The organism is Flavobacterium sp. GNP008, assembly GCF_056428965.1.
In genome coordinates this window covers 323,418-336,422 of the sequence record NZ_JBWJVL010000001.1, presented here as the reverse complement: position 1 = coordinate 336,422, position 13,005 = coordinate 323,418, and the positions used below count along the sequence as shown (strand labels likewise).

Here is a 13,005-nt window from a genome sequence, read left to right as displayed (position 1 = left end):
TTTTTTTTATAATTGATTTTAAGCTTGTTATGTTTTATTTGTTTACCCATCCGTATTTTAAAATTCCGAATGGGTTAAAATTTTAAAATGAATGGCATATTCTAGTTATATTTGCGCCACAATTAGCTCGGCTCCCACTCATCATTATGTGAGTAGGAACCGCGAAGCGGTGGAATAAGCCGAAGAATAGTTAATTCGAATCATCACCATGAGTTCAACTTTAAAAATAGCAGTATTAGGTTTGGGTTATGTAGGTTTGCCATTGGCTAGGCTATTTGCAACTAAATATGCGGTGGTAGGATTTGATATCAATCAGTCCAGAGTGGCTTCTTTGCAATCAGGTACTGATACTACATTTGAAGTAACCGATGACGTATTACAAAAAGTACTGTTAGAAAAATCAAGTAATGCTATTGGCTTGTATTGCACTTCGGATATTGCAGACATAGCAGACTGTACCTATTACATTGTAACGGTTCCCACTCCTGTTGATAAAAATAATCGTCCTGATTTGACTCCTTTGTATAAATCTAGTGAAACAATAGCAAGTGTTTTGAAAAAAGGAGATATTGTTATTTATGAATCTACCGTATATCCGGGTGCTACGGAAGAGGAATGCGTGCCGGTGTTAGAAAGAGTTTCAGGATTACAATTTAATGTTGATTTTTTTGCGGGATATTCCCCTGAAAGAATCAATCCGGGTGATAAAGAGCACACCGTAGATAAGATTTTAAAAGTCACTTCAGGATCTACACCAGAAATTGGACTAAAAGTAGATGCGTTATATAAATCCATCATCACAGCGGGAACGCATTTGGCACCCTCCATAAAAGTAGCCGAAGCGGCTAAGGTAATTGAAAACTCACAACGTGATATCAATATTGCTTTTGTAAACGAATTGGCTAAAATATTTAATTTAATGAATATTGACACCCACGCCGTTTTGGAAGCAGCGGCAACAAAGTGGAATTTCATTCCTTTCAAACCAGGATTAGTTGGCGGACATTGTATTGGGGTAGATCCCTATTATTTAGCGCAACGAGCGCAAGAATTCGGGTATCATCCTGAAATTATTTTGGCAGGGAGGCGATTGAATGATAGTATGGGGGACTATGTGGCTTCACAAGTAGTAAAGGGAATGATTAAGAAAGGAATTTCTGTTAATGGCGCTTCACTTTTAATGCTGGGTATCACTTTCAAAGAAAACTGTCCAGATGTACGCAATACAAAAATTGTTGATGTAATAGCTGCTTTGACGGATTACGGAATTGCAGTAACTATTTATGACCCTGTTGCTAATCCATTTGAAGTCCAACACGAATACGGATTAAACACGACCAATACATTGCCTAATGAAAAATTTGATGCTGTAGTTTTGGGTGTAGCGCATGCTGCATTTTTAGATTTAGACTTAGCGGTATTGCAAAAATCAACGAGTTTGTTGTATGATGTGAAAGGTGTTTTAGGTAATGGAGTTGATGGAAGGTTGTAAAATAACACCTTAAGGATTCAAGCTATAATAGTGGAAAATATGAAAGTAGGAATTACATTTAGTGCTTTTGATTTGTTGCATGCAGGACATATAAAAATGTTAGAAGAAGCGAAACATCAATGTGATTATTTAATTGCCGCTTTACAAACAGATCCTACAATCGACAGACCTGAAAAAAATAGGCCTACCCAAACTGTAGTAGAACGTTATATTCAACTGAAAGGGTGTAAGTATGTAGATGAAATAGTTCCTTATGCGACAGAACAAGATTTAGAGGATATTTTGCGTTCGTTTAAAATAGATGTTCGCATTATTGGCAATGAATATAAAGATAAAAGTTTCACAGGGCGTAGTTATTGTGATGAAAAAGGGATTGCACTTTTTTTTAACGTGCTGGATCACCGTTTTTCCAGTAATAGTCTTCGTAAAGAAATAAAGGAAAAAGAATTGATAAAAGAAGCGAAAATCTAAATAATTTTGAAACACTATGTAAGATAGTTAAAATTATTTGACAGATAACATTAAAGTTAAAATGAAGGTAAATAAGGAATCAATAACACATGTAATTCTTACTGGTGGAGTAGGTAGTAGATTGTGGCCATTGTCGCGGAAAAGCCAACCCAAACAATACCTTGATTTATTTGAAGGGAAGTCGTTGTTTGAGATGACGCTGGAGCGCAATAAAGCTATAGCAGACAAGATTATAGTGGTAGGAAATATTGATAATTGTCATCTCAGTCGAAAAGTGATGGAGAAATCGAATACTACGTATTTAGATATAATTGAGTCGACCCCTAGAAATACTGCAGCAGCAATAGCTTTTGCGGCTTTTGCATCCCAGCCTGAAGATATTTTAATTGTGACCCCATCAGATCATATTATAGATAAAATAGAAAAATACGAGTCAGCTATTGAGGAAGCTGTAGCAAAAGCATTGCAAGGCTATATTGTTACTTTTGGTATTATTCCAACTAAACCGGAAACTGGTTATGGCTATATTGAACGTAAAGGCGATGATGTCCTTTCTTTTAGGGAGAAACCAAACCAAGTTACCGCTAGAGATTTTATATCCAGGGGTAATTTTTTATGGAATAGTGGTATGTTTTGTTTTAAAGCCGGAGTTTTTCTAGAAGAGTTAAAGTCATTTAATTTGGAGGTATATGAAAAATCAAAAATAGTCTGGGACGCCAATATTGATGGAAATTTAGATTTGGCCTTATCACTAAATATTCCGTCAATCAGTATTGATTACGCGGTGATGGAACGAAGTAAGAAAATTAAAGTGGTATGTTCTGAATTCGTTTGGTCTGATTTAGGTTCTTTTGAATCGGTGTATGACTATCTCGTTGCTACCGGACACCCTATTGATAATAATGGCAATATGGTTATTGGCACCAACAATTATACGGCTTTTGTAGGTCTTAAGAATACTATTTTCGTGTCTACCCATACTGCTAATTTAATTTTACAAAAAGATAATTCACAAGATGTAAAGAATGTTTACAATGAACTTGAAAGACAAAATTCTCATTTATTGGATTAAAAAGATACAAATCGAGATGATTTTAGTATTTGATAATTTTAATGTTAGACTTGGACACAAGTTTGAAGTACAGAATAAAATAGGATAAAGTAAATAGAACTTTGCTACAATAAAACTATAAAAAGTTGTTTGTTTTATCTTTATTTACATAAAAATATTATATTTTAAAATAGTGTTTAAAATATTTCGAATTAAAAAAACATACATTTTTACACATTACTTATGAGAAAAATAATTGCTACTCTTTTATTGTTATTTGCTTTTTTTCAATCTTCAAATCTACTTGCACAGGACTTGTTGAAAAGTACTGATTTGACTACTCTAAAAGTAGATAATTTAACTGAAGGTGACATCGCAAAAATTCAAGCACAGTTGCAAAATAATAATCTTACACTAGAGCAAGCAGAGCCAATGGCCCTAGCCAAAGGAATGCCCGCTTCGGAGTTTGCTAAATTAAGAACTCGAATTGCGGGTCTATCATCGTCAACAGGTGTTTCAAATAATACTAATACGAGTGAAGTAGGAGATAGAAAACAAGAAAAAATCGTCAATGCTAAAGTGAAAGATACGCTAAATGCTTTAATTTTTGGTTCAGAGCTTTTCGATAATCCTACTTTGAATTTTGAACCCAATTTAAAACTGGCTACCCCAGTAAATTACGTCTTAGGTCCTGGTGATGAATTACAAGTTAGTGTGTATGGAGTGCAAGAATTTAATGCAAGTATTCCGGTATCTACAGAAGGTAAAATAACCATTCAATATATTGGTCAGATTTCTGTTTCTGGAATGACGATTGAGGCTGCCACTCAAAAAATAAAAGGTGCTATTGCAAGAGTATATAGTACAGTAGGATCTGGACAATCTCAAGTTGCAGTGAGTTTGAGTCGCATCAGAACAATTAGGGTCACTATTATTGGTAGTAGGCAACCCGGTAATTATTCCATATCTTCTTTGGCTACTGTTTATAATGCTTTGTTTTTAGGTGGAGGTCCCGCGAAGAATGGTAGTTATAGAAATATTGAATTGTTGCGAGATAATAAAGTCTATAAAAACATTGATATTTATCGCTTTCTTGTCAATGGAAATCAATCGGACAATGTAGGTTTGAAGGATAATGATGTCATTCGAATTCCTGCGTATAATCAAAGAGTTATTATAGAAGGTCAGGTAAAACGCCCTGGGATTTTTGAAATGAAAAGAGGAGAGACATTTTCGGATTTATTATCTTTTGCTTCTGGGTTTAATGAATTTGCATACACTGCTTCGGTGAATGTACTGCAAAAAACAAATAAAGAATTTAAAGTAAGCGATATTAGGGATTCTGAATTTGATAATTATAAGCCGCTTTCGGGTGATGTTTTCCGAGTATCTAAGATTTTAAATCGTTTTGAAAACCGTATAAAAATTGAAGGTGCTGTTTTTAGACCTGATACCTATTCTTTTTACGAAGGCATGCGCGTATCCGATTTGGTCGCAAAGGCGGAAGGGTTAAAAGAAGATGCTTATAGCAATAGAGCGCGAATTATTAGATTAAAACCCGATTTGACTACGGAAATCGTTAATGTCAATTTGGCTAAAGCCTTGCAAGGTGATCTAGCAGCTGATATTACATTATTTAAAGAGGACTTTGTAACTGTATATTCTATTTTAGATTTTGTAGAAGACTATAAAATAACCATTGATGGGGAGATTAAAAATCCAGGTGTTTATCAGTATTATGAGAATCATACTTTGAACGATTTATTGGTTCAGGCAGGTGGGTTGACAGGTTCAGCTTCTAAAAGAGTAGAGGTAGCGCGAATGATAAAATCAGAAGAAATAGATGATGCAAATCCGATTAAAGCGGAATTGTTTAATATTGAAATTACTGCTGCTAACAATGAGCAATTAAAAAACTTTGAGTTGCAACCATTTGATGTGATTAATATTCGTAAAATGGCCGTTTATGACAAACCAGAAATGGTTGTAGTAAGTGGAGCTGTACATTATGCAGGAAAATATGTTTTAGCGAATAAAAAGGATAAAGTATACGATATTATTAAACGAGCTGGAGGCTTGACAGGAGTTGCTAATGTAGAAGGAGTTAAGATTAAGAGACCTATTCAAGCCAAACAAATTGAAGATCTTGAAAATGTAAATCTGAACTTGGGTAAAAAAGACAGTATCCGAAACAAGCTCACTAAAAAACTAAAAGAAGATTTAAAATTTGCCACCATACCAGTGGATTGGAAAGCAATTGTTAAGAATCCGGAAAGCAACACTAATGTGACTTTATTTCCAGGAGATGAAATTGAAGTAGCAGCTTTTAATGAAGGTGTAAAAGTAACGGGTAATGTATTGTTAACGTCAGAGATTCCGTATACAAAAGGTAAACGATTCGGATATTATATAGATGCTGTTGGGGGAATAGACAATAAAGGATTGAAGAAAAAAGCGTATATCATATATCCAAATGGTAAGGCGGATGTAGCCAGTTCATTTCTATTTATTAGATCCTATCCCAAAGTGAAACCGGGTTCTCAAATTATAGTGCCTGAAAAGCCAGAAACTAAAAAAATGAGTACAGGAGAGTTTGTCAGTATCGCGGGAGTATTAGCGAGTTTGGCAGGGATTGTAATCGCTTTAATCAGGTAATAGTGATCAGTAGCTGTTTACATTTCTTCAAAAACTGCCAGCAGGTTATTGTCAATAACCGTTTTTAAATAGAATCTCTCAATAATAAACTAATACAAGCGTAAAATCTTGATACAATGAACGAACAAAATACAGCCAACGACGAAATTTCTTTAAAGGAATTACTGGAAAAAGGTAGAGAATGGTATGCATATTTAGTTTCGCAATGGAAAATTATACTTCTAGCAGGAATCATAGGGGCAGGTTTAGGATTGGCTTATTCTTTTATAAAAAAACCTATATATACTGCGACCTTGTCCTTTGCACTAGAAGATGAGAAGTCAGGCGGTGGATTAGGAGGTGCCTTAGGTTTGGCGAGTTCGCTAGGTATTGACGTTGGTGGAGGGGGAGGCAGTATTTTTACCGGATCTAATTTGACTGAGTTATTCAAGTCCCGTGCTATGGTTGAACAAACCTTATTGAGTCCTGTAGTTGTTGATGGAGAGACTATTTCTTTGGCTGAAATGTATATTCAAAATCAAGGATGGAGAGACCAATGGAATGATAAACCAAAATTTAAGGCTATCCAGTTTTTACCCAATAGCAAGCGCACCTATTTTACCAGAGTGCATGACAGTATTTTAGGGGTAATATATCAAGATTTGTCAAAAACCGGATTGGCTGTGGGACAAAAAGATAAAAAAATAGCCATAATTACAATAGATGTCAATTCTGCAAATGAATTGTTCTCCAAGTATTTCACCGAAGCTTTAGTCAAGCAGGTTTCCGATTTTTATATAACAACCAAAAGCAAAAAGGCTCGGATTAATATGGCAATTTTACAAAGACAAACGGATTCTATTCGTGACGAACTTAACGGAGCCATTACCGGAGTTGCTGTTGCTAATGATAATACGTTCAATTTGAATCCGGCGCTGAATGTGAGAAGAGCGCCTTCAGCAAGAAGACAAGTAGATGTGCAGGCGAATACGGCTATATTAACCGAATTAGTGAAACAATCAGAATTGGCTAAAGTAACCTTGCGCAAAGAAACGCCATTAATTCAAGTGATTGATAAGCCTATTTTGCCTTTGAAGGAAGAAAAATTTGGTAAACGAAGAGGCTTGGTGTTGGGTGGGTTTTTAACTGGATTTTTAGTGGTGTTGGGTTTGATTGTAAAGAGGCTGTTGAAATCGATAACTCAATAATTGTTATGATATAAATAATATATTTTTAAGAAAAAAATGAATATTATCAAATTAATCGGCAGAGAAGAAGAAATATTTGAAAAAGATATTTCAACTTATGAAAATGAAATATCTAAAATAGTTAGTAATTCTTCTTTCTTAGTAATCGGTGGCGCTGGATCCATAGGTCAAGCCGTAACCAAAGAAATATTCAAACGTAATCCATCAAAATTGCATGTAGTTGATATCAGCGAAAACAATATGGTGGAACTGGTTAGGGATTTGAGGAGTTCGTACGGATATATAGATGGAGATTTTCAAACTTTTGCCTTGGATATTGGATCTGTTGAATATGACACTTTCATAAATTCGGATGGAAAATACGATTATGTTTTAAATCTCTCGGCTTTAAAACATGTGCGTAGCGAAAAAGATCCTTTCACTTTAATGAGGATGATTGATGTGAATGTTTTCAATACTGAGAAAACTTTACAACAATCGATAGAAAATGGAACCAAAAAATATTTCTGTGTTTCTACCGATAAGGCTGCCAATCCCGTAAATATGATGGGGGCTTCCAAGCGCATCATGGAAATGTATTTGATGCGAAAAAGCCAACAAATAAAAATTTCCACGGCTCGTTTTGCGAATGTGGCCTTTTCGGATGGCTCGTTATTGCATGGATTTAATCAGAGAATTTTGAAAAAACAGCCTATAGTGGCTCCAAATGATATTAAACGTTATTTTGTGACTCCAAAAGAATCAGGCGAATTATGTTTGATGTCCTGTGTTTTTGGTGAGAATAGAGATATTTTCTTTCCTAAGCTAAGCGAGAATTTGCATTTAATTTCTTTCGCCGATATTGCAGTGAAATATTTGACCGAAATTGGATATAAACCCTATTTGTGTGAATCGGAAGAGGAAGCTAGAAATAGTGTGGAAGACTTGATTGCGCAAAAAAAATGGCCTTGTTTGTTTACGGCCAGTGACACTACAGGAGAAAAAGATTTTGAAGAGTTTTTTACTGATAAAGAAGTTTTGGATATGGAGCGGTTTGAAAATTTAGGGATTATTAAAAATGAAGCTAACTTTGACCAATCTAAATTAGAAAATTTCACGACCAAAATTACTCAGATGAAAGCAGATAAAAAATGGAGTAAAGAAGAAATAGTCGATTTGTTTCATGATATGATTCCTAATTTTGGACATAAAGAAACGGGTAAATATTTAGATTCAAAAATGTAATTATGGCAGATTTTAATTCGGTTATATCCTTTATAAAAACTCAGTATAAAACGGAAAGTTTTATTCCGTTGCACGTTCCTCATTTTGGAGGTAACGAAAAAAAATACTTGTTAGAAACTATTGATTCTACTTTTGTGTCCTCTGTGGGGGCCTATGTAGATCAATTTGAGTCTATGATGCAAGCCATTACCCAAACGCAAAAAGCAGTTGCGGTTGTCAATGGTACTGCTGGAATTCAAGTGGCATTACGTTTGGTAGGTGTGAAAGCGGGGGATGAAGTATTGACACAAGCCTTGACTTTTGTTGCTACTGCCAATGCTATAGTCTATCAAAACGCAACACCTGTTTTTTTAGATGTTGATTTAGATACTATGGGATTATCGCCTAAAGCTGTTACTTTATTTTTAGAAGAATTTGGCGACTTGCGCCAGGACGGTTGTTATAATAAAAAGACAGGAAAAAAAATAAGTGCTTGTGTACCGATGCATACTTTTGGATTTCCGATACATTTAGACGAATTGATTGCCGTTTGTAACGTTTGGAAAATCCCGATGGTGGAAGATGCTGCCGAATCTTTAGGTAGCGAGTACAAAGGAAAGCCAACAGGGAGTTTAGGAAAGGTTGGTGTTTTTTCATTTAACGGGAATAAGATAGTGACTTGCGGAGGTGGAGGTGCTATTGTTACTAACGACATTTCAATAGGAGAGAAAGGAAAATATTTAACCACTACGGCCAAAATTCCACATCCTTATGAATATGTGCATGATGAAATGGGTTATAATTTCAGAATGCCTAACTTGAATGCAGCTTTGGCATGTGCCCAATTGGAACAGTTGGAAAGTTTTTTAGAAAATAAAAGAAAATTAGCAAAGGAGTATCAATTTTTCTTTGCGACAAAAGGAATAAAATTTAGAACCGAAACACCCGAGACTAAAGCTAACTATTGGTTGATGTGTGTAGAGTTGGAAAACAAAGCTGAACGGGATTTGTTTTTAGAAACTACTAATGCCAATGGAGTGATGACTCGACCAATATGGCAGTTGATGTACCGTTTGCCGATGTATGCCCATTGTCAAAGAGATGAGAATGTAAATGCGGAATTCTTAGAAGAACGAATTGTAAATATACCGAGTAGTGTTAGATAGGGAAGCAATTCTTATCGGGTATTCGGGGCATGCTTTTGTGGTTGTTGAAACGGCTTTAGAAAATGGCTTAGGAATTATTGGTTATTCAGACAAAAAAAAAATGGTTTCAGACCCTTATAATTTATCATATTTAGGATTTGAAAAGAATGATGATTTTATAGGATGGCAAAAAGAAGTTATTTTTGTTCTCGGAATAGGCGATAATAAGTTGAGACAAAATATTGCTAATTTGATTGAAAGTAAAGGAAAGACAGTTGAAACGATTATGCATAAAACGGCTAACATTTCAAAGAGCGTTGTTGTTGGGAACGGCAGTTTTATTAATAAAAATGTTATTGTCAATGCATTTGCAGTAGTTGGAAAAAATGTAATCTTAAATACTGGCTGTATCATCGAGCACGAATGTGTTTTAGCAGATGCGGTTCATATCGCACCTGGAGCAGTTCTAGCAGGAAATGTTAGTATTGGTGAGAGGACATTTGTGGGAGCCAATGCGGTAATAAAACAAGGAATTGTTGTTGGAAAAGATGTTGTAATAGGAGCAGGAACTGTTGTTATTACTAATATACCCGACGGAAAAAAAGTAGTTGGTAATCCAGGCAGAATAATTTAAATATGAACAAAGTAATTATTATAGCCGAAGCTGGTGTAAATCATAATGGAGACATTCAAGTAGCTAAAAAGTTAATTGATGTGGCGGTAGATGCGGGTGTAGATTATGTTAAATTTCAAACTTTTAAAGCCGATAGTTTAGTAAGTAGATCGGCCAAAAAAGCGGAATATCAGAGTGTGAATATCAATGACGGTGATGACTCTCAATATGCTATGTTGAAGAATTTAGAGTTGAGTCACGAAAATCACTTAGAGTTAATGTCTTATTGCTCAGAAAAAAGCATAAAGTTTTTCTCTACAGCATTTGATGTAGAAGGGGTAAATTACCTTAATAATTTAGGGCTTTCTTTTTTTAAAATTCCAAGTGGAGAAATAACCAATTATCCCTATTTAAAAGCAGTTGCATTATGCGGAAAACCAGTTGTTATGTCAACAGGTATGTGTTCCGAAATGGAAATCAAACAAGCGCTCGATGTTTTAGTGAAATTTGGTTTGAATAAAGAGTTTATTTCTATTTTGCATTGCAATACAGAATATCCAACGCCTATGCAAGATGTTAATCTTAAGGCAATGTTGGCTATTCGAGAAAAATTTGGATTGCAAATAGGATATTCAGACCACACGCTTGGTATTGAAGTGCCTATTGCAGCAGTTGCATTGGGAGCTACAATAATTGAAAAACATTTTACTTTGGATAGAACTTTACCAGGACCCGATCATGTGGCTTCATTAGAACCAACTGAATTAAAGGAGATGGTTACTGCAATACGCAACATAGAATTGGCAATGAGTGGAGATGGTGAAAAAAAGCCAAGCGAAAGTGAAACAAAGAACATAGCGATTGCTAGAAAAAGTATTCATATTAATAAGAATTTATCAAAAGGGCATATTATTACTGATGGTGATATTATTTCATTACGACCAGGAGATGGAATTTCTCCAATGGAATGGGAAAATATTATAGGTAAAAAGTTAAATATCTATAAAAACGAATTTGATAAATTATTATTTTCAGATTTTATATGAGAATAGGTATATTAACCAGTTCAAGAGCCGATTACGGAATATATCTTCCCTTGCTTCAAAAAATGAAAAGTGATTCTTTTTTTGAAATGGAAATTATTGCTTTCGGGACCCATTTGTCAAAAAGCCACGGATACACACTAAATGATATTGAGAAGGATGGATATACTTGTATTCATACCATTTCCTCATTGATTTCAAATGATGATGAACAATCTATTTCGTCTTCCTATGGTTTGACGGTGTTGAAGTTTTCGGACTTTTGGGTAAGTCATAGATATGATTTGGTGTTTTGTTTGGGCGATCGTTTTGAAATGAGTGCTGCAGTACAGGCAGGAATTCCTTTTGGGGTAAAATTTACTCACCTACATGGAGGAGAAACTACATTGGGGGCGATAGATAATGTGTACCGTCATCAGATTACACTAGCGTCAAAGTTACATTTTACAGCTACGGCTATTTTTAGAGAAAAAGTAATCGATTTGATTGGTTCATCAGAGAGTGTTTTTGACGTTGGTTCTTTGAGTTTGAATGATAGTAAAGCCTTTGTCCCGATAGATAGAGTTGCTTTCTTCGAAAAATTCAGTATACCTAATGAAGAATTTGTCCTAGTGACTTTTCATCCAGAGACAATGTCTTTACAAGATAATGCTCGATATGCCCAAGAAATGAAAAATGCCTTGGCAACGATTTCTGAAAAAATATTTATAATTATCACAATGCCGAATGCCGATACTCAGGGATCGGTTTATAGAGAAGTCATTGAAAAATTGAAAAATAAATTTTCTGACCGATTTTTGTTGATTGAAAACTTTGGAAAGGTTAATTATTTTTCAGCTATGCATTATGCTAAAATTTTGATAGGTAATACTTCCAGCGGGATTTTAGAAGCGGCATCATTTGGGAAGTACGTAGTTAATGTGGGAGACCGTCAAAAAGGAAGAGTTCAAAGTGATAATGTTTTGAATTGTGAATTTGAAGAAACGGCTATGATTGTAGCTGTTGCCAAAGCCATGAGTTTCGAAGAATACAATGGAGAAAATGTTTATTTCAAAGAGGGAGTAGCCGATAACATAATTAAAATCGTAAAAGAATTTTATGAGAGTATATAAAGACCATTTAATTCTTTCAGGAAGTAAAGTAAAAGAGGCCTTACTACTATTTAATGAATTATCTCAAGACGCTATTCTTTTTGTAGTAGGTGTTGATGATAAATTAATTGGAGCACTTACAGATGGAGATGTAAGACGTGGTTTACTCAAAGGATTTACAATAGATAGTAATATTGATGATATTATTCAAGAAAACCCAAGATATATCACCAAAGGCGAAAATAATCTAGAAAAAATTATTGAATACCGTGAAGGCGATTTCAGAATTGTGCCCGTAGTTGATGAAAATCATAGAGTTGTCAATGTTATTAATTTTAGAAAGATAAGGTCCTATTTACCTATAGATGCTGTGATTATGGCAGGCGGTAGAGGACAACGTTTGCATCCTTTGACAGATACCATTCCAAAGCCACTTTTAAAAGTAGGGAATAAGGCCATTATGGAGCACAATTTGGATCGATTGACTTTGTTTGGCATTGATGATTTTTGGATTTCGGTTAAATATTTAGGTGAACAAATTGAAAGTCACTTTGGTCAAGGAGTAGAAAAAAATATTAAAATAGAATATGTCTGGGAAAAAGAACCCTTAGGAACCATTGGAGCGGTTTCTAAAATTAAAAATTTCGAGCACGATTATATATTGGTGACCAATTCCGATTTGTTAACCAACATCGATTACGAACAGTTTTTTCTTGAGTTTATTAAGCAAGATGCTGATTTAGCTGTTTTAACCATACCATATCAAGTAAGTATTCCTTATGCTGTTTTGGAAACCAATAATGGGACCGTAAAAAGTTTTAAGGAAAAACCAACTTATACCTATTATTCTAATGGGGGAATTTATTTGATGAAAAAAGAAATGTTGAAGTATATTCCGAAAAACACTTTTTTTGACGCTCCCGATTTAATGCAAGAATTGATTAATAATAATCTAAAAGTTATTTCTTTTCCTTTTTCGGGTTATTGGTTGGATGTGGGGAAACATGAAGATTTTGAAAAGGCTCACATAGATATACATAATATTAAGTTTTAA

Annotated in this window: 11 protein-coding genes; all 11 read left to right on the top strand. The window is 34.6% G+C overall.

Annotated elements, in window-relative coordinates; genetic code table 11:
* Window positions 1–208: 208 nt before the first annotated feature.
* The 11 genes from AC0608_RS01535 (at window position 209) to AC0608_RS01485 (ending at window position 13,005) form a co-directional block, all read left to right on the top strand.
* The gene (locus tag AC0608_RS01535; protein ID WP_478287914.1) at window positions 209–1,492 is read left to right on the top strand and encodes a nucleotide sugar dehydrogenase; all 1,284 of its coding nucleotides are present in this window, start codon (window positions 209–211) and stop codon (window positions 1,490–1,492) included.
* Window positions 1,493–1,531: 39 nt separating this feature from the next.
* On the top strand, window positions 1,532–1,963 hold the full coding sequence (locus tag AC0608_RS01530; RefSeq protein WP_478287913.1) for an adenylyltransferase/cytidyltransferase family protein: 432 nt from the start codon (window positions 1,532–1,534) through the stop codon (window positions 1,961–1,963).
* Between the two features lie 61 nt (window positions 1,964–2,024).
* The gene (locus AC0608_RS01525) at window positions 2,025–3,035 is read left to right on the top strand and encodes a mannose-1-phosphate guanylyltransferase (RefSeq protein WP_478287912.1); all 1,011 of its coding nucleotides are present in this window, start codon (window positions 2,025–2,027) and stop codon (window positions 3,033–3,035) included.
* Window positions 3,036–3,257: 222 nt separating this feature from the next.
* On the top strand, window positions 3,258–5,669 hold the full coding sequence (locus tag AC0608_RS01520; RefSeq protein ID WP_478287911.1) for an SLBB domain-containing protein: 2,412 nt from the start codon (window positions 3,258–3,260) through the stop codon (window positions 5,667–5,669).
* Between the two features lie 116 nt (window positions 5,670–5,785).
* Window positions 5,786–6,856 (top strand): Wzz/FepE/Etk N-terminal domain-containing protein, encoded by a 1,071-nt coding sequence (locus tag AC0608_RS01515; protein ID WP_478287910.1) that lies wholly within the window; start codon window positions 5,786–5,788, stop codon window positions 6,854–6,856.
* Window positions 6,857–6,892: 36 nt separating this feature from the next.
* Window positions 6,893–8,080: a UDP-N-acetylglucosamine 4,6-dehydratase gene (locus tag AC0608_RS01510; protein WP_478287909.1), complete on the top strand. Its 1,188-nt coding sequence runs from the start codon at window positions 6,893–6,895 to the stop codon at window positions 8,078–8,080.
* Window positions 8,081–8,082: 2 nt separating this feature from the next.
* Window positions 8,083–9,225 carry a LegC family aminotransferase gene (locus tag AC0608_RS01505; RefSeq protein WP_478287908.1) on the top strand — a complete coding sequence of 381 codons (1,143 nt, stop codon included), beginning with the start codon at window positions 8,083–8,085 and terminating at the stop codon, window positions 9,223–9,225.
* Window positions 9,215–9,838 (top strand): acetyltransferase, encoded by a 624-nt coding sequence (locus tag AC0608_RS01500; RefSeq protein ID WP_478287907.1) that lies wholly within the window; start codon window positions 9,215–9,217, stop codon window positions 9,836–9,838. Before AC0608_RS01505 ends, AC0608_RS01500 begins: the two co-directional genes overlap by 11 nt.
* 2 nt (window positions 9,839–9,840) lie before the next feature.
* A complete protein-coding gene (gene neuB / locus AC0608_RS01495) occupies window positions 9,841–10,863 on the top strand; it encodes an N-acetylneuraminate synthase (protein ID WP_478287906.1) in 1,023 nt (340 codons plus the stop codon).
* On the top strand, window positions 10,860–11,972 hold the full coding sequence (gene neuC / locus AC0608_RS01490; protein WP_478287905.1) for a UDP-N-acetylglucosamine 2-epimerase: 1,113 nt from the start codon (window positions 10,860–10,862) through the stop codon (window positions 11,970–11,972). Before neuB ends, neuC begins: the two co-directional genes overlap by 4 nt.
* Window positions 11,959–13,005: a nucleotidyltransferase family protein gene (locus AC0608_RS01485; protein ID WP_478287904.1), complete on the top strand. Its 1,047-nt coding sequence runs from the start codon at window positions 11,959–11,961 to the stop codon at window positions 13,003–13,005. The genes neuC and AC0608_RS01485 overlap by 14 nt, the downstream gene beginning before the upstream one ends.